Below are 19,456 nucleotides of genomic sequence, written 5' to 3'. Positions count from 1 at the left end.
GTGATTTCTGTTTTTGAAGGTCATGGGATAAACACCCGAATTTTATAGAGTTTATAAGGCATAAATATATTAATATGGAAATAGAAACTAACTGGTCCGTTACTGTCGAGATGCTTTTAAGAATAATGAGTGAGCTTCGACTCCAATAGCAGATTCTAATTATATAAACAAGACGTGTTTAATTAACTACTGACCGTTATCTGTTTTTTAAGCATGGATTTTAAGATGAAGACATGAATGAAAAAGTAATTTAAGTTGTAGTTGAAATTGTAATTATAAAAGTTGAAATTTACGCGGTTTGATGGCCATTCGCAGATGCCGGCAGACTTACTCATAGTAACGCGACATAGTGTCGTTATTATAAAATGTTTAATTTTGTTGAAACCGCAGGTCAACTCATAATTTTAAACAGTTGGAAATTTGAACTCTAAAACACAATCACACATGACTAAATCCCTCTTTTTAAGCTTCCTCTTTTCGGTGCTTTTCATCAATCTGTTCGCGCAACAAAGCGAACTATCAGTAGAAAAAATAATGCAGGACCCCAAGTGGATGGGTACATTTCCATCCAACGTCAAATGGGATCAAAATAGTAGCGGCATCTATTTTAACTATAATAAAGAGGCTGATCCTGCCGATTCTTTATACCGCATCCGATTGGCATCGCCTAAAAAAATTGAGAAAGTAAGTTGGACGGAAGAAAAGGAGATTGATTTTGCACGTGGCACCTATAACAAATCAAAATCCAAAAAGATTTATTCCAAAGGTAATACCTTGGTTATATTTGACATCAAATCCGGACAGGAGACTGAACTGCTACAATTCCCAGAAAATATTAGTCGCCCAAATTTCTTGGCCAATGAGGACTGGATTGCCTTTTCTGCCGATAATAATGCCTATATCTATTCTCAAAAAAGCGGCATCCTAAAAAAACTCACCCAAATAAAATCGGGGGATGCTCCTAAGGATAAGGATCCAAAATCATCAGACAAAGCCGCTTATTTGGAGGCAGAGAATCTTAAACTGTTAAGCGTCGTAAAAGAACGCGAGGATACAAAAAAAACAACAAAAGAAATTAGAGAGGCACGCAAAGAAAAAGAAGCCTATACCTACTATTCGGGGGATAGCCGTGTGACCAATCTGCAAGTCTCTCCAGACGCCAAATTTGTGACCTTAACCCTATTCAATCGTGGTAAAAGTGACGCCACCATCGTTCCAGATTATATTGACGCATCCAGTTATACCAGAGACTTGAATACGCGGTCTAAAGTGGGTGCCGATGAAACCACGGTAGCGCTAGCTATCTACAATATTGAAAAAGATACCGTTTATCAAGTTCAAACAAGCACTCTGCCAGGCATCAAGGATTTACCAGACTACGTCACCGATTATCCAGATAAAGAATGGGAAGCCAAGGAACGAGAAGTCATCACCTCACAAGCCTATTTCTCTGACAACGGTCAACACGCCATTGTCAATGTACGTTCAAAAGACAATAAGGACCGATGGATAGCAAGGTTGGATTTAGCTACTGGCGAATTGACCTCTTTAGACCGCCAGCGCGATGAAGCATGGATTGCCGGCCCAGGGATTGGTTGGTCTATGGGCGGCGGCACTTTGGGCTGGTTACCAGACAATAAGCATATTTATTTTCAATCGGAAGCTACAGGCTATTCCCATTTATATCTTTTAAATGTTTCTAATGGAACAAAAAAAGCATTGACTTCAGGAAATTATGAGGTTTTTGATCCCTTCATTTCCAAAGATCAAAAGAGCTGGTATTTAACTACTTCTGAAGTTGGCCCTGGCGAGAGACATTTTTACAAAATGCCACTAATGGGAGGAAAAATGGAAAAACTTACCTCCATGACGGGAAATAATGATGTCACCCTTTCTCCCGATGAAAAACACATGGCTATTTTATATTCCTACAGTAATCAACCATGGGAATTGTATTATAAAAAGAATAGTGCCAAAGCCGAAGCCGTTCAATTGACTTCAGGCCAATCGGAGGTCTTTCAATCCTATAATTGGAGAGACCCTCAGCTCATCACGTTTAGAGCGGAGGATGGCGCCCAAGTACCGGCACGACTTTATGTTCCTGAGGCGTCCGTTAAAAATAATGCAGCAGTTATTTTCGTCCACGGTGCGGGTTATCTTCAGAACGTCCATAAATGGTGGTCGTCTTACTTTAGAGAATATATGTTCCACAATTTGTTGACCGATCTGGGTTATACCGTTATCGATATCGATTACAGAGGTAGCGCAGGTTACGGTAGAGATTGGCGTACCGGAATTTACAGACATATGGGCGGAAAGGATTTATCTGACCAGGTAGATGGCGCTAAATATTTAGTTGAAAACTATGGCATTGATAAAGATAAGATTGGAATTTATGGTGGCAGTTATGGTGGCTTCATCACGTTAATGGCATTGTTCAATGAGGCGGACACGTTTACATCTGGTGCTGCCTTAAGATCGGTTACGGATTGGGCACACTACAATCATGGCTATACTTCCAATATCTTAAATGAACCTTTTAACGACCCAATTGCCTATGAGCGCTCCTCTCCTATCTATTTTGCAGAAGGCTTAAAAGGCAATTTGCTCATAGCTCACGGCATGGTGGATGTGAACGTTCATTTTCAAGATGTGGTCCGACTGGCGCAACGCCTGATTGAATTGGGCAAAGACAATTGGGAGATGGCCGTTTATCCGGCAGAAGATCACGGATTTGTGGAACCAAGCAGTTGGACGGATGAATACAAACGTATTCTGAAGCTATTTAATACCACCTTGCTTGACAATTAAATCCGCAAGCTGTGGAGTATATGAGCCAGAGAGAATTAACAACCTAATTATCAGCGCCTGGCCTACAGTCTCTTATGACCTATTGGTAGGTTAATGAAACGCTAAAACAGTATGTGAAAATGCATTTGAATTGCAAAACCTATCCATTTTGACTACTTTTGCACTATCTAAATAGCACTATATGCAAACGACGCCACAAACAACCAAAGACATATCCTTTGAGGAATTTCAAGATGAAATCCTCCAAGACTACAAAACTGCTGTAACCAGCAGAGAATGCAGTTTATTAGGCCGAAGAGAGGTTTTAACCGGGAAGGCAAAATTTGGAATTTTTGGCGATGGTAAGGAGGTCCCACAACTGGCATGGGCCAAGGTGTTTCAAAACGGCGATTTCCGTTCTGGCTATTACCGTGACCAAACCTTTATGATGGCCATTGGTGCTTTGAGTATTCAACAGTTTTTTGCTGGACTTTATGGCAATTTAAATATTGAACACGATCCAATGTCGGCAGGACGCCAAATGGGCGGTCACTTTGGCACCCACAGTTTGGATGAAAAAGGCGATTGGAAAAATCTGTTGGAACAAAAAAATTCAAGTGCGGACATCTCACCCACTGCTGGGCAAATGCCGCGACTCTTAGGATTGGCGCAAGCTTCAAAAATTTATAGAAAGGTCAAGGGCATCCACAGCCCAAAATTCTCAAAAAATGGCAATGAAGTAGCTTGGGGCACCATTGGAAACGCGAGTACCAGCGAAGGTTTATTTTTTGAAACCATTAATGCCGCTGGCGTATTACAAGTTCCTATGGTCATTAGCATTTGGGATGATGAATATGGCATCTCCGTACATGCCAAGCACCAAACGACCAAAGAAAATATCTCAGAAATCTTAAAAGGTTTCCAACGAGATAATGCTCATAAAGGCTATGAAATCTTGAGGGTTAAAGGTTGGGATTACGTGGCTTTGGTTGAAACTTACCAGCGTGCTTCAAAAATAGCGAGAGAAGAACATGTGCCAGTCATGATTCATGTTGTTGAATTGACCCAGCCGCAAGGCCATTCCACTTCTGGTTCTCATGAACGTTATAAAACTAAGGAACGTTTGGATTGGGAGATGGAAAATGATTGTATCCGTAAAATGCGTGATTGGATTATTAGCAGCAATATTTCCACAGAACTGGAACTGGATACCATAGATAAAAACATCAAAAAACAAGTACGGGAAGGCAAAAAATTAGCTTGGGAAGCCTATCAAAACCCTATAAAGGAGGAACAGCAAGAAGCCCTTAAACTAATCACTAATTTAGCAAACTCCAGCGTTAATAAAGTATTTATTGACCGTGTGATTACAGAGTTGGCCAATGTTTCCGATCCCATTAGAAAAGACATTGCCTCCGCTGTTCGAAAATCCTTGCGATATGTGATTTCCGAAACCTCTACCGAAAAACAAATGCTCCATGATTGGATTGACGCCTATATGAAACGGATTCAGCCACATTACAGCTCCCATTTATATAGCCATTCCAAAAAATCAGCGCAATATATTAAGGAAGTCCTACCGACTTATGATTCGGAGGCAGAGGTTGTAGATGGCAGATTGGTACTTCGCGATAATTTTGACTTTTTATTCAATAAATATCCACAGGCCCTAATTTTTGGTGAGGATGCCGGGAAAATTGGCGATGTCAATCAAGGCTTAGAGGGACTACAGGAAAAATATGGCGAACTTAGGGTTGCTGATGTAGGCATCCGGGAAGCCACAATTTTGGGCCAAGGCATCGGAATGGCGATGCGCGGGTTACGCCCAATTGCTGAGATTCAATATTTAGACTATATCCTATACGCACTTCAGATTATGAGCGACGATCTTGCCACATTACATTATAGGACCAAAGGCAAGCAAAAAGCCCCTGTGATTGTAAGAACGAGAGGCCACCGATTGGAAGGTATTTGGCATTCCGGATCGCAATTGGGAGGTGTTTTGAATTTAATAAGAGGCATGCATGTTTTAGTCCCTCGGAATATGACAAAAGCCGCTGGCTTTTACAACACACTTTTAGAATGTGATGAGCCTGCATTGGTGGTTGAATGTTTAAATGGCTACCGACTCAAAGAAAAATTACCAACGAATTTGGGAGAGTTTAAAACGCCGGTTGGTGTTGTAGAAACACTTAAAAATGGAACTGATATCACCTTGGTTTCCTATGGCTCCACCCTACGATTGGTTCAACAAGCCGCCAAAGAATTGTTGGAAGTTGGTATTGACGCCGAAGTTATTGATGTACAATCCTTATTGCCTTTGGATTTGAATCATGATATTGTAAAAAGTGTCGCCAAAACCAACCGACTGATGGTCATTGATGAGGATGTTCCAGGAGGGGCATCAGCCTATCTTCTCAATGCTATCTTGGACGAACAAAACGCTTACCAATATTTAGACAGTCAGCCAAAAACCTTGACCGCCCGTCCGCACAGACCGGCTTATGGCACAGATGGCGATTATTTCTCAAAACCTTCAGCAGAAGATATTTTTGAAAGTGTTTATGCTGTGATGCATGAAGTCAATCCTAACAAATATCCAAAATTGAGATAATTCTAAAAAACCTTGTTTTTTTGGAAATGAAGACTTTATTTTATTTCTAATTTAACCCTAACCTTTTTAACCCAGTTGTAAATGAAAACTAGATTTAATGATTTGGCGCTTGCTGTTTTAAGAGTAGGCTTCTCAGGAATGTTATTGACCCATGGCGTTCCTAAAATAAATATCCTTCTCGAAAATCCCAGTGGTTTTCCTGACCCTCTTGGTGTAGGCAATGTGGTATCGCTTATTTTAGCGCTCATCGGAGAGGTTGTGGCGCCAATTTTGGTATTAATCGGATTTAAAACAAGAATATCAGCCATACCCGCTATCGCCACCATGGCTGTAGCTGCCTTTATTGTACATGCCCAAGACAGTTTTGGGACGAAGGAAAAAGCCTTATTATATTTAATCGGGTTCATTGCCATTGCTTTGGCTGGTGCTGGAAAATATTCAGTGGACAGAAAATAACAGTTTTAAATGAAAGCAGTTTCGGTTGTTACTATTAGGAAAGAATTAAAACACCGTTCTCCAGAAGAATTACTGGAGCTTTGTTTGCGTCTTTCCAAATTTAAAAAGGAAAACAAGGAACTGCTTACTTATTTATTATTTGAATCGCATGACGAAGCGGGTTATATTGAAACGGTAAAAACCGAGATTGACGAACAGTTCCAAAACATCAACACCAACAGTTACTATTATATAAAAAAGAGTGTCCGGAAAATTCTAAGGAATCTTAAGAAATTTGCCAGATACTCGTTAAAAAAAGAGACCGAAGTAGAGTTACTGCTTCATTTCTGCGCTGTTCTTAAAGACTTTCAACCTTCTATTTTTAAAAATATTGCGCTCAACAATATCTATGACCGTCAAATTTTGGCCATCAGGAAAATTGTGGACGGCTTGCACGAAGACTTGCAGTACGATTATAATTTAAAGTTGGAAGAATTAAACACGGTAGATCATACTTTCAAACGGCACCACCGCTGATTGTCAAAGCAGCACTAAAACATCTACACCTTTACTCTTTTCGCCGTGGTTCATAATGTAAACTACGTGCTTTTCGCCATCCTAAAAATCTGCTTACCAAACTAATCACAAGGAATTAAAGCGCCATAAGCTTCTAAAAACAGATTGAAAATCGTATCCATTCCTCAACAAAAGAAACCTTCGATGCCAATTTGTAAGACTTGAGAAAATTAATGGAATAGTTTACCAGGTTTTAGAATAAAAAAATACGTCAGACACTATTAACAGTGTCTGACGTATTTTATTTAAATAAGAATGACTTCCAACCGAGAACTATCAGTATAGATTCCCAAGAAGCTCTTAATTATGAAGCTCTTAATTATTTCGTAGGGCGTGGATCAATTCGTCCTTGTTCATTTTACTACGGCCCTTGATGCCTACTTCTTTGGCTTTTTCATAAAGGGCACTTCGCGTTCGATTTTCATAAATTTCGGCCTTGCCTCCCTTTTTGCCCGGATTCTTGGTGTTGGCAATCCTGGCAGCCTTTTGTTTACTATACCCTTCGTCCCTTAGAGCTTCGTAGCGTTCGTCATCCTTTATGCTTGGTCCATGGCTTTTTTGTTCATCCATTTTTCGTTGTTTTTAAGTTTTAAAAATTGAACATAAATACCATGAGATCTCAAATGTCGCCACCCAATCACTGAAATACTATTTAAAGGTCATTTGTGACAAATGGCCACATTTAAAATCATTGACGGTATTATGCATCGGTATTATGCTGTTTGTTCTTCGTGTTTACCTTCGTAGACCTCTTCAACCAACTTGGCGTTAAACGCTGGTAAATCTTTTGGTGTTCTACTGGTCACCAGACCTTCATCCACAACCACTTCTTCATCTACCCAATTGGCACCTGCATTGATCATATCGGTTTTTATTGAACTATAAGAGGTGATTTTTCGATCTTTAAGCACATCAGCTTCAGCTAATAACCAAGGACCATGACAGATAGCACCAACCGGTTTCTGATTTTCAAAAAACGATTTGATGAAATTCACCGCCTTTGGGTTTCTTCTTAAAGTATCCGGATTAATCACGCCACCTGGAAGCATCAAGGCATTATAATCCTTCTGATTGACCTCATCCAAAGTTTTGTCAACATTAAACCCTGATCCCCAATTGCCATCGGTCCAAGATTTTATAGTTCCTGATTTCTCAGAAACGATATGGACTTCAGCGCCTGCTTTTTCTAAAGCTGCTTTCGGCTCAGTTAATTCACTTTCTTCAAATCCGTTGGTTGCTAAAATTGCAACAGTCTTTTTATTTAGGTTTTCCATAATATATAGTTTTAAGATTAATATTTGATTTGTTTTTAAAGTAACAAAAAAACAACCCATACAAAAATCATAGAGCGGCTTTAACCTAAGCTTAGCATAAGATGTTAACAAATCAAAAAAATATAGGTGACTGTATAATAAATTGAATTTATGGGCGTACACCGATGAAGTTAAAATAGCTCAACCATTCATTTTTGACACAGGAATTTTGATGCTCCAATATGGATATGCGATAAAAAAGGAAAAGCCAATTATTTTAACCAGGTTCTGAGCGTCCGATAATTTGGAATTAATTGAGGAATTCAACATTCAAAACCCAAAAATCACACGCCAAAACCCATAATATAAAAACTACGATTTTTCCTACAATTAAAAAAAATATTGATATTTTTACTATGAAATAGCACTCTTGACGGATTTTTTGGTATTTTTATCGGAATTATTATGATCTTGACTTAACCTTTAAACATTAGCGAATAAAATGAAGCGACTTTTTCAATGTTTTACGCTATTATTCTTATGTTTCTATTCAAGCATTGCTCAAGAAGGCCTTAAAAAGCATACCGTGAGTAGTGGCGAAACGTTGTTTTCCATTGCGAAAAAATACAACGTCACGCCTTACGATCTTCAAAAGATGAATCCAGAGATCATTAATGGCATTAATGTAGACGCCGTACTTCTGATTCCAGAAAGCAAAATAAAAACACCAATCCTTGAAAGCGCCTCCGATTCCATAAAAGCATCGGTAACATCCTCTTCAATCAGCTATACCGTTAAAAAGGGCGATACCAAATTCAGCGTATCAAAACGGTTTGGCCTGACCATAACCCAACTCGAATCACAGAATCCACAGATTATTGAAGGCTTAAACCTCGGCGATGTTTTGGAAATATATCCTGCGCCTTCGTATGTCTCGACAAAAACATCAAGTGGCAGTTCTAATCCCGAACACGCTACACCGACTTCACCGCAAATCTCATCAAAAACGACCCGTATGGCACCCGACGGAAAACGTCATTTGGTCCGTGCCGGTGAAACGTTTGCCCGAATCGCCAATGCCAATGGTCTGACGGTGGACCAATTAAAGAACGCCAATTCGAGAATATTGTCCCGTGGATTAATTGCTGGTCAAACCTTATGGATACCAAGTAGTGATCAGTTGGGTGTTGCTGGTGATACCGTCAGCTACGTTGTAAAAAATGGCGATACAAAATTCATACTTTCCAGACGGTTTAATACGTCTATCCGCCAATTGGAGCGCAACAATCCTCATATTGCCAATGTGCTCGAAATAGGCCATGTCATCACGATGCCATCGGCTTCAGGATCATCGTCTAGCGCTCAGGCTCCTGTTAAGCAGAGCATCACAAATCCTGTTGATCAAACCCCAGTAACAAAAGAAGAAGTCGGTAAATCAGAGCCAAAGAAAACGACGCCAACAGTCGCGACAACTATTGATACGCCGAAAACACAGCCCAAAATAGCGGAGGCCAAATCGAAAACACCAGAAGTGGTCGTTGCAGAAAAGACAGAAACAAAAGATTCTGAAGTCGCACCTAAAGATCCGGAGGTCACCACTGTTGAAACTCCTGATAAAAAGAAAGCCGTTCCTACTCCCCCTAAAAAAGTTGTAACCCAGAAGGCAGAAGCAAAAAAAACGGTCACTCAGAAACAAGAATCACAACCAGCGGTAACCACTTCAGATAAGCAAATCGAAACCGCCACCGGAGCCACACCATCGGAGATATCAGCCACGGAATACATCGCCTACACTATCCAACCCAAGGAAACCATTTATGGATTGGCGGCAAAATCGGGCATGTCTATTGCCGATTTTCTTATTTTAAATCCGAAATTAAAAGAATCCGTACAAGCAGGCACCGTCATCAAAATGCCTAAATCTGTGACGTCTTTTGAACCACCTTCAGAGAACTTAAGTACGGCAAAGGTGCCGCGGGACTTCTCGGTTCCTGTCGATTTAAGCACCACTGCAAACACTTCCCAACTAAAGCGATTGCTCTTTATTCTTCCATTTTCACAAGCGGAATATCAAAGCCTTGATGGGAACAATGACAACTTTAAGGACGTTTCCGATGATTTTAAACGGGTTCATTTGGAGTTTTATAAAGGTGCCAATATTGCTTTTGACTCCATCAAAAAAATGTATCTTTCTTTAAACGTTGATATTATTGAAGCACAAAGCAACCTGCGGACCTCTAAAATTATGCCGTTGCTTGAAGAAGGCCGAGTTACCAACTATGATGCCATCATCCTACCGTTTTATGACACTGTGGAAGAAGATGTAGCCGCGTTTACGGCCGAAAGCAAGACTCCTGTCATCAGCGCATCACCGATAGCTTCAAAAAGCACCGCAAACAATTTGTATAGCGCTGTGCCTTCGGTGGATTTCCAACGAAAAAAGACCCTTGATTATATCCTTTCAAAAGGTGCCCATATTGTTGTGCTTAACGACGCCAACCGTGCCGAAAGCAAGGCTTTTATTTCTGAACACGCACCAAGCGCAGAATTTGTCAGCATCAAAAAAAACGGTTCCTTTAGTGAAAACGAATTGATTGCCAGTCTTAAAAAAGACCAACGTAATGTTGTGGTTATTGACAGCGAAAGAACCAGTGTCTTTTTAAATGCCACCAACACTCTTTTAAGCGAACTTTCCAACTTCAATATTCAGTTGGCCGTATTGGAATCGGCATTAATCCCAGAAGATGGTCATGTATCCGAAAAAAGATTCCGCATCTTAAATATGGTTTTCCCGTCGCTAATTCCTGCCAAATCAACCGCAAGTTCAAAACAATTTTTAAGTGCATATCAAAAAAAATATAATTTACTGCCTTCGGCAAATGTTATGTTAGGATTTGATATTACATTTGACAGCTTGTTAAGACTGCTCCAAAAGCAAACCTTTGAAAATTCTGCTGAACGAGATATCACCGAATACACGCAGCTGAAATTCGATTATGAAAAAAACAATTTAGGGGGTTTTAGCAATGAGGGTATTTACATTTTACAATATGATTCAGAAGCCAACGTTCGGGAAGCCAATTAATTTTAAAGACCTGGTTTTGATTTAGTGAATCGCCTTTTATGCTTATGAGAAAAATTACAAAAGCCAATCTTTATACACAACTTTTAGTTGCCTTCATTTGTTTTATTGGCGTTAGCTTACATTCATTTGGTCAATGTCCGACGGTCACCAATCCGACGCAAAGCTTTTGTGATATTGAAGCACCTAAGATATCTGATCTTGTAGCTACTGATAATGGTGGCGGCATCAGATGGTATGAGACCAGCACATCAACAACCCCCCTTTCAAATACTGTGGGTCTTGTCAATGGCAATACGTATTATGCTGATGACAGTTCTGGAACTTGTGGCTCACGCCAACCTGTAAACATTGTTATATACGGCGTCCCTTTTGGACTGGGTTTTCAGGGGGTATGTGTTGACGACCCGTCAGAAGCTACCATTGCCGACTTATACGCTATAGGAAACGATCTCCAATGGTATAGCCAGGCCACTGGTGGTACACCGCTTGATCCGAGCACCAATTTAGTGGATAGCACCGTTTATTACGTCAATCAATCCAATCCGGATACAGGCTGTAGAACGTCACGACTTTCTGTTTTTGTGAACGTTGGTTTGGTACCTGTACCCACAGGCGAAGCGCATCAAATATTTTGTGGTGACATACAACCTACCGTTGCCGATTTAGTAGCCTCAGGAAACAATAATTGGTATAGCACCCTTTCGTCAGGATCGCCGTTAGACCCTTCAACGCCTTTGGTGGATGGTGAAAGTTATTTCGCCACTACCCGCGACCTTCCTTGTGAAAGCTTAGAGCGTTTTGAAGTGACGGTTGAAATTGCCGAACCAAACGATGCAGGTAGCAATGGTGAAATGGAAATTTGCGAATCCGGATTGACCAGTACCGGATCAATTAATTTATTTGACGCCCTTTTAGGAACCCCAGACACCAATGGTGTTTGGTCCGGCCCTTTGCCAACTACCAACGGCACAACAGGAACAGTTGATGTAACTTCCATGAGCTCCGCTGCCAGTCCTTATGTTTTCAGTTATTCGGTCAGTTCTGAGGATTGTCCTACCAGCGTCGCCACCATTAGTATCTTCGTTATTGAAGGGCCTAATCCCGGTATGGACGGTTCCTTGATATTATGTAGCAGCGATGCCCCACAAGATCTTTTTGACAGTTTACAAGGTACGCCGGAACCTGGTGGTTTTTGGACTCCTGCTTTGGCAAGTGGCACTGGGGTTTTTGATCCCGCTCAAGATACCGCAGGCACCTATACCTACACCGTTCAGGGTGTTCCACCTTGTGGCGATGTTACTGCCACAGTAGAAGTATCGGTCAACCCTGAAGTTGATCCAGGAACTAACGGCGACTTAACGCTTTGTTTTGATAGTCCACCCACGAATTTATTTGACAGTTTAGGAGGGTCACCACAATCAGGTGGCACTTGGACACCAGCACTAGCAAGTGGAACAGGAATTTTTGATCCATCGCAAGATGCAGATGGTGTGTATACCTATACCGTTACCGGAATTTCACCTTGTGGTCCTGCCACAGCAACGGTTACCGTCACCACAATTCCGCCACCCGATCCTGGTACAAATGGCAATTTGATCTTATGTAGCAATGATGCCACTGTCGATCTGTTTGACAGCTTAGGAGGCACACCCGAAACTGGAGGTACTTGGTCGCCTGCCCTGGCAAGTGGCACCGGTGTCTTTGATCCGTCGCAAGATACCGCAGGCGTTTACACCTATACGCTTCAAGGCCCTGCTCCATGTGGGACGGTATCGTCAACGGTAACTGTTACCATCAACCCCGAAGCAGCGCCTGGAATAGATGGGACTTTAGCGCTCTGTATTGATAGTGCCCCTGAAGATTTATTTGACAGCTTGGGTGGCACACCAGAAACTGGAGGCACCTGGTCGCCAGCATTGGCCAGTGGTACGGGTGTTTTTGACCCGACGCAAGATACGGCAGGCGTTTACACTTATAAGGTTTCTGGAGTTGCGCCTTGCGCTGATGCCACAGCAACCGTTACCGTAACCGTCAATCCGTTGCCCAATCCAGGAACCGACGCCACCCTTATTTTATGTAGCCATGATGCTCCGCAAGATCTTTTTGAAAGTTTAGGTGGCAGTCCGGATGCTGGAGGTGTTTGGTCGCCAGCATTGGCAAGTGGCACCGGTGTTTTTGATCCCTCGCAGGATACAGCAGGCATCTATACCTATACTGTCCAAGGCGCAGCTCCTTGTGGCGCAGCTTCGGCAATAGTAGAAGTTACCGTTAATCCTGGGGTTGAACCTGGAACCAATGGGAGCCTAACCCTTTGTATGAACAGTGCACCTGAGAATTTATTTGATAGTTTGGGCGGCAATCCACAAGCGGGTGGCACCTGGTCGCCAGCACTGGCAAGTGGCACAGGGATTTTTGACCCGACGAAAGATGCGGAAGGCGTTTATACCTATACCATTGTTGGAATTTCACCTTGCGGCGATGCCACCGCAACGGTTACGGTGTCTATTAGCGAGTTATCGGATGCTGGAACTGACGGTAGTTTGGTATTATGCAGCAATGACACTTCCCAAGACCTTTTTGATAGTTTGGGAGGAACTCCTAAAACTGGAGGTGTTTGGTCGCCCGCATTGGCCAGTGGCACGGGTGTTTTTGATCCAACGCAAGATACAGCAGGCATCTATACTTATACCGTACAGGGCGTAGCACCTTGTGGAGAAGCCTCTGCAACCGTCGAAGTCAGCATTAACCCTGAAGCAGATCCTGGCACGAACGGCAGTTTAGCTTTATGTGTAGAAAGCGCTCCAGAAGATTTATTCAACAGCTTAGGTGGCAATCCAGAATCGGGTGGCACCTGGTCACCAGCATTGGCAAGCGGAACGGGTATATTTGACCCATCTCAAGATGTCGCCGGCACATATACCTATACTGTTGCAGGAATGACTCCTTGTAGTGATGCCACAGCAACCGTAACCGTTACCATCGCACAAGTTCCAGAAGCGGGTTCCAATGGCCGATTGGCAATTTGCACCAACGATGCGCCCCAAGACCTTATCGACAGTCTTGGCGGCACTCCAGACGCTGGTGGCACATGGACGCCTGCATTGTCAAGTGGTACCGGTGTTTTTGATCCAACGCAAGATGCTCCGGGGTCTTACACCTATTCGGTAACCACCATCTGTGGCACGGTTTCAGCAACAGTAATTGTGGCGCTGATACCACAACCAGACATCAGCGGACTCAGCTTAACTGCAGATACCATCTGTTTGGATGAGGCGCTTGACATCACCTTATCGGATGCAAGTCAACTTAATGACGGCAATTACAGTCTTAACTATGCGCTATCCGGAGCCAACGTGACTGAGCAAACCATTAACGTTACTATCGCTAATGGCAGTACGATCATTAATCTACCGGCATCGGAATTAACAACGGCGGGAACAACAACCTTCACCATTTTAAACCTATTGGATCCGGTAACCAATTGCGGTACCGCCTCCGGCACGCTTCCAACGGTAGATTTCAATGTAGAACAAGCACCAACCCCACAATTAATTGAAGATGGCGCATCCTTTTGCGATGACGCTGCGCCAACCATTGCCGATTTAACTAGTAATTTAACCAACGCCGAAAACATCACGTGGTATGATGCTTTAGAAAATGGCAATCCCTACCCTGAAGACACGCCATTAGTGGACGGCAACACCTATTACGCGGAAAATAGCACCACTAACGGCTGTACCACTGGTATCCGATTGGCGGCAACCATTAGTATTGATAGTTGCGAACCTTTAGAAATTATTATTCCCGATGGCTTTAGTCCAAATGGCGATACCATCAATGATGAGTTTGTGATTATAAACCTAAGAGGGCTGTATCCGAATTTCAAATTACAAATTTATAACCGTTACGGCAACATCCTTTTTAAAGGCGACAACAATACGCCAGATTGGGATGGCACCTCCAATCAAGGACGGGAAGTTGGCAATGGTGAATTGCCGGTAGGGGTCTATTTTTATATTCTGGAACTCAAAGACACTAACAATAAAACGATACAAGGTAGAGTCTACCTGAGCAGGTAATCTGAATAAAGGTATCTATGATAATTAAACGTTTAAAATATACAATCCTCGGTTTGCTGCTCATGGCAGGGATATCCACTATGGCGCAACAAGACCCTCAGTACACCCATTATATGTACAATATGAGTGTCATCAATCCTGCGTATGCTACTGAAGGAAACGACATCAATTTGGGCGCTTTGTACCGCGCACAATGGGTGGGTTCCGTTGGCGGACCAACCACGGGTACCTTTTTTGCCCACGTCCCGTTGCAGGAAAAAATTCAGGTAGGCCTCTCGGTGGTCAACGATCAAATTGGTGATGTGGTGAACGAAACCAACGTCTATGCCGATTTCGCCTATATCCTGAACCTGGGCAACGCCACCAAACTATCATTGGGGGTTAAGGCGGGTGCCACTTTTTTCAACACCAATTTTGATGGCTTTATCTATTCTGACGTCTTGCCAGACCCCGCATTTGCCAATAACCTGAGTAAAACATTCCCAAATATTGGCGCAGGAGCATACTTATTTGGGGACAATTATTACGTCGGACTTTCAGCACCCAACCTTTTGAACTCTAAACATCTTGAAAATAATAGTGGCATTGTAGCCAACGGTGTTGAAGAGATGCACTTTTTTCTGACCGGCGGTTATGTGTTTGATATCAATGAGAACTTAAAATTAAAGCCGGCCTTTATGACCAAAGCGGTATCTGGCGCACCAGTATCGGTTGACCTAACGGCCAACGTACTGTTCAATAATATGCTTGAGGTTGGCGCAGGCTATCGTCTTGATGATGCGGTATCGGGATTGGTCAACTTCCGGATTAACCCATCGCTACGGATTGGCTATGCTTACGACTATACCCTTTCCAATTTGGGGAAATTCAATTCAGGATCGCATGAAATTATGATTTTATTTGACATCAATAGATTAGGAACCCCGAAAGGATATGATAAATCGCCAAGATTTTTCTAAAATATTAGCTATGAAAAACGTTTGCCTACTTCTCTGTTTACTTGCTGCCTCTTGGACGGTCCATGCGCAACGACCGAGCATTAAAAAGGCCAACCAGCTTTTTGCACAAAAATCGTATGTTGAGGCCGCAAAAATGTACCAAACCCTTGGTCAAAGTCAAGAGGTGCTTCAAAACCTCGCCGATTCCTATTATTACAATTCTGAAATGAAATTGGCAAGAACCCCTTACACAGGGCTGTTTACCCATTATAAAGACAGTCTGAAACCAGAGGTCTATTTCCGGTATGCCCAAGCTTTAAAAGGGGTTAAAGACTACGCCAAGGCCGATGAAATTATGGGTGAATACTTAGGCTTTGCCGTTGATACCGAAAAATTCATCACCAACCTCAGCCAATTGGTGCCGTATAATTACGAGATTCAAATCATGACCCAAAGCTCACGAACGGGCGATTTTGGTATTGCTTACTATGGCGATAAGGTCGTGTTCTCATCGTATAGAAATCGTGAAAATCCAATCTTCAGTTGGAATAAACAGCCATATTTAGATTTATATCAAGCCGAAGTGACCAAGGATAAGAAACTAGTCAATATCCAGCCGTTTTCCGAAGACATCAATACCAAAACCCACGAGAGTAACGCCACGTTTACCAAGGATGGCAAAACCATGTACTTTTCAAGAACCAGTGAAAATCGTGTGCATATTGGCGAAGAACTTGTGGCCACGGTTAAATTATATAGAGCAGAATTGGTAAATGACGTCTGGACCCACATTACCGAACTCCCTTTTAGCAGCGACCACTACTCTACCCAACACCCGGTGCTCAATCCTGAAAACACACGATTGTATTTTTCAAGTGATATGCCAGGAACCATAGGCTCATTTGATATTTTTTATGTGGATATAATCCAACCTTTCGAAGGGTATGTGGACGAAAGCTACAGTGAACCCGTTAATCTGGGAAAAACCATCAACACCGCCCATAGAGAACAGTTTCCGTTTGTGGGCGCAGAAGGCACTCTTTATTTTGCCTCTGACGGCCATCAAGGCATGGGCGGATTGGATCTTTTTGTGAGTAAATTTTACAATAATGCCTATTCCAAACCCTTGAATCTTGGTGCAACCATCAATTCTGAAATGGACGACTTTGGGTATGTGCTCAAAGAAGATGATGACACGGGCTATTTTGCTTCCAACCGGATGGGCCATGACAATCTGTATGCTTTTACACGCACTGAAAACGAACGTCAATTTACAGTGGAAGGTTATGTGCAGGATAAAGTTTCAAAGGATCTGCTCCCGGGGACCACGGTTACTCTATTTGACGAAAATGATGTTTTAGTGGACCAAATGGTTGTGGGTGAAGATGCTCAATATATATTCAACACCCAACCCAACAAGGATTATTCCATTGAGGCACATCGTAATTTTTATATCCCGACCACCGAACAGTTTACCACCAATGACGATGGCAACATCACCTTTAATATTGAGCTCTCCATTGAATCTTATGACGATGCCGAAGACATTGTTGTGACCAAGGATGATGGGTATATTTATATTGAACTGGAGAATATCTATTTTGATTTCGGGAAATACGACATCAAACCAGAGGCAGAACGCATTTTGGATATTTTGGTTTATCTCCTGAACAAATACCCGCGCATGGAAATCCAATTAGGAGCGCATACCGATAACAGATCGTCCGATTTGTTCAACCTTCACCTTTCGCATAATAGAGCTGCAGCCACACTTGAGTATTTGGTGGAGAATGGCATTGACCGCAAACGCTTACGTTCTAAAGGCTACGGCAAACACGTTCCACTTGTGGATTGTGGCGATGACTGTACCGAAGCTGAACATTCCATCAATAGACGTTGTGAGTTCTTGATCCTAAAATAAAGGATTTGATTGGTGTGATTGGTGTGCCTGAAAAATGTTTCGCAGAGTGTCGCAAAGAATGCACGGAGATTCACGGAGAGGATGGGACGTTGAGGTTGGAGTTGAAGTTGAAACTGACTGCGCGTCCACTGGCCCGAAAGTTATGTAGAGGTGGGTAGTGAAACGAAGGCGGGGAATTGAAAGGTTTGAACTTGGAATGATGGATGACGGAGGACCGAGGACCGAAGACTGCGGTTGGAAGACTCGAATTCTCTCCCGCAGATTACGCGGATTTTCGCAGATAAGCTCTTGCCGGAAAGAAATATTACTCATGGATTTCTGACAAAAAGGGCATCGAATTACTCATAGCAATCAGTGATAATTGCACATCATATTTTTATTCGAATTTAATTGCGATTTTCTACTGACGCTAGCCATGCACTATCCATACACTATCCATGGCGTATCTATGGCGTATCCATGCACTATCTATAACGTATATAGAAGCCTTGACCCGTCCTTAAATCTTGAATATCGCATATCGAAAGCTGAACGCCGAATATTGAAGTGTAATTTAACTTAATAGGCGGTATCTGAGCACAGGCGGGACCGAACGAGTAGAACGATGTGCAGACGGGAAATAAACTCTGAACAACATTTTGAACCTTGGACAATCATTTTTTAAGGTTTACCGCAAATGTCGCAAGACTGCACGCCAAGAACACAATGCACTTAATCGGCCAACAACCGCACATTATTTAAACCGACAACATCCCCCACAACAGTCATCCGAAAACCCACCACCAACCCACAACCGCCAATCTCCGACCACCATATTCGCAATTTCAGCCGTCTAACGCTCAATTAATTACATCTCTATTAACAACTGTTTAACAGGTATCCATTCACTTGTAGTTTATAATAGCATTTCAACGAGTTTTTTTCTTCCGACTACTCCATGCACTTATGTTTGTATATCCCTCGCTGAGCGGTGAATTTAAGCATTTCCCGTTTTTCTATTCCTTTGATAAAACAGTTGGAATGGATTTTTGTGTTAACATTATTTTATGATTATGAAAAAAAATTACCGCTACGTTCTGCAATTGATTTTGCTAACACTTATTACCGGGGCTTCATTCCATACCAAGGCCGAGAACACTTCAATTCGTGATCCCCATAATGCTTTATATCAATTAGAACAATCTTTTATAAAGACGCTGATTGATGAGGATTTGGAGAGGAGTTTTGCAAGGAGGGAGGCTTCTTCTATGACTGTTTTTAATTGTCCTACTTCATTTTCTCAAAATGCTGATCCAGGGACTTGTAGTGCTGTGGTTACCTATACTTTACCAACGACAGATATTCCTAGTGGTAGTATGATTTTAATTACCTCTCTTGGTAGTGGTGATATTTTCCCGGTGGGCATAACAACTGTTACTTATGAAGAACGTGATAATAATAATGAAGCCACAGGTTTGACTTGTAGTTTTAATGTGACTGTTGATGATGATGTGCCACCATCCCTTGTTGGAGTACCTGCTGATGTTACGGTAGAATGTGATGCCATTCCAACGGTACCTACAGTAACCGCTACAGATAACTGCGATACGACACTTACGGTCAGCTATTCTGAAATCAGTAATACTGTCGTGGACGGTATCGGAACTATTGTACGTGAATGGACTGTAACCGACAACGGCGGGAATACAGCTACTGATACGCAGACTATTACAGTTATCGATTCAACGGATCCAATCCTTGTCGGCGTACCTGCTGATGTTACGGT

General features: G+C 42.3%; 11 protein-coding genes. 9 read left to right on the top strand and 2 right to left on the bottom strand.

Annotated elements, in window-relative coordinates; genetic code table 11:
• Nucleotides 1-444: 444 nt before the first annotated feature.
• From H3Z82_RS06300 to H3Z82_RS06285, 4 genes are all read left to right on the top strand, one after another.
• Nucleotides 445-2,811 carry a S9 family peptidase gene (locus H3Z82_RS06300; protein ID WP_182203794.1) on the top strand — a complete coding sequence of 789 codons (2,367 nt, stop codon included), beginning with the start codon at nt 445-447 and terminating at the stop codon, nt 2,809-2,811.
• Between the two features lie 181 nt (nt 2,812-2,992).
• The gene (locus H3Z82_RS06295) at nt 2,993-5,404 is read left to right on the top strand and encodes an alpha-ketoacid dehydrogenase subunit alpha/beta (protein WP_182203792.1); all 2,412 of its coding nucleotides are present in this window, start codon (nt 2,993-2,995) and stop codon (nt 5,402-5,404) included.
• An 81-nt stretch (nt 5,405-5,485) separates the two neighbouring features.
• Nucleotides 5,486-5,860, top strand: a complete 375-nt coding sequence (locus tag H3Z82_RS06290; RefSeq protein WP_182203790.1) for a DoxX family protein — start codon at nt 5,486-5,488, stop codon at nt 5,858-5,860.
• Nucleotides 5,861-5,869: 9 nt separating this feature from the next.
• Nucleotides 5,870-6,376, top strand: coding sequence for a hypothetical protein (locus H3Z82_RS06285; protein WP_182203788.1), 507 nt, complete (start codon nt 5,870-5,872; stop codon nt 6,374-6,376).
• Nucleotides 6,377-6,730: 354 nt separating this feature from the next.
• Here the strand turns inward: H3Z82_RS06285 and H3Z82_RS06280 are convergent, their stop codons facing one another.
• Nucleotides 6,731-6,985: a DUF7218 family protein gene (locus tag H3Z82_RS06280; protein ID WP_182203787.1), complete on the bottom strand. Its 255-nt coding sequence runs from the start codon at nt 6,983-6,985 to the stop codon at nt 6,731-6,733.
• 143 nt (nt 6,986-7,128) lie between these two features.
• On the bottom strand, nt 7,129-7,689 hold the full coding sequence (locus H3Z82_RS06275; RefSeq protein WP_182203785.1) for a type 1 glutamine amidotransferase domain-containing protein: 561 nt from the start codon (nt 7,687-7,689) through the stop codon (nt 7,129-7,131).
• 481 nt (nt 7,690-8,170) lie between these two features.
• Between H3Z82_RS06275 and H3Z82_RS06270 the strand changes: the two genes are divergently transcribed.
• The 5 genes from H3Z82_RS06270 to H3Z82_RS06250 all read left to right on the top strand — a co-directional run.
• Nucleotides 8,171-10,753 carry a LysM peptidoglycan-binding domain-containing protein gene (locus tag H3Z82_RS06270; RefSeq protein WP_182203783.1) on the top strand — a complete coding sequence of 861 codons (2,583 nt, stop codon included), beginning with the start codon at nt 8,171-8,173 and terminating at the stop codon, nt 10,751-10,753.
• A 44-nt stretch (nt 10,754-10,797) separates the two neighbouring features.
• Nucleotides 10,798-14,832, top strand: a complete 4,035-nt coding sequence (locus H3Z82_RS06265; protein WP_182203782.1) for a gliding motility-associated C-terminal domain-containing protein — start codon at nt 10,798-10,800, stop codon at nt 14,830-14,832.
• A gap of 17 nt (nt 14,833-14,849) precedes the next feature.
• Complete coding sequence (locus H3Z82_RS06260; RefSeq protein ID WP_182203780.1) at nt 14,850-15,791, top strand: PorP/SprF family type IX secretion system membrane protein; 942 nt, start codon at nt 14,850-14,852, stop codon at nt 15,789-15,791.
• Nucleotides 15,792-15,801: 10 nt separating this feature from the next.
• Nucleotides 15,802-17,691, top strand: a complete 1,890-nt coding sequence (locus tag H3Z82_RS06255) for an OmpA family protein (RefSeq protein WP_182203778.1) — start codon at nt 15,802-15,804, stop codon at nt 17,689-17,691.
• A 1,247-nt stretch (nt 17,692-18,938) separates the two neighbouring features.
• The coding region (locus tag H3Z82_RS06250; RefSeq protein WP_182203775.1) for an HYR domain-containing protein at nt 18,939-19,456 on the top strand (518 nt) is incomplete at its 3' end.

This window comes from Gelidibacter maritimus (assembly GCF_014062315.1).
Lineage (GTDB): Bacteria > Bacteroidota > Bacteroidia > Flavobacteriales > Flavobacteriaceae > Gelidibacter > Gelidibacter maritimus.
This window is presented reverse-complemented; position numbering and strand designations above follow the sequence as displayed.

Coding starts and splice junctions, on each gene's coding strand:
- H3Z82_RS06295 (WP_182203792.1), top strand. CDS start 2,993: ATGCAAACGACGCCACAAACAACCAAAGACATATCCTTTGAGGAATTT.
- H3Z82_RS06265 (WP_182203782.1), top strand. CDS start 10,798: ATGAGAAAAATTACAAAAGCCAATCTTTATACACAACTTTTAGTTGCC.
- H3Z82_RS06270 (WP_182203783.1), top strand. CDS start 8,171: ATGAAGCGACTTTTTCAATGTTTTACGCTATTATTCTTATGTTTCTAT.
- H3Z82_RS06300 (WP_182203794.1), top strand. CDS start 445: ATGACTAAATCCCTCTTTTTAAGCTTCCTCTTTTCGGTGCTTTTCATC.
- H3Z82_RS06260 (WP_182203780.1), top strand. CDS start 14,850: ATGATAATTAAACGTTTAAAATATACAATCCTCGGTTTGCTGCTCATG.
- H3Z82_RS06280 (WP_182203787.1), bottom strand. CDS start 6,985: ATGGATGAACAAAAAAGCCATGGACCAAGCATAAAGGATGACGAACGC.
- H3Z82_RS06255 (WP_182203778.1), top strand. CDS start 15,802: ATGAAAAACGTTTGCCTACTTCTCTGTTTACTTGCTGCCTCTTGGACG.
- H3Z82_RS06275 (WP_182203785.1), bottom strand. CDS start 7,689: ATGGAAAACCTAAATAAAAAGACTGTTGCAATTTTAGCAACCAACGGA.
- H3Z82_RS06285 (WP_182203788.1), top strand. CDS start 5,870: ATGAAAGCAGTTTCGGTTGTTACTATTAGGAAAGAATTAAAACACCGT.
- H3Z82_RS06290 (WP_182203790.1), top strand. CDS start 5,486: ATGAAAACTAGATTTAATGATTTGGCGCTTGCTGTTTTAAGAGTAGGC.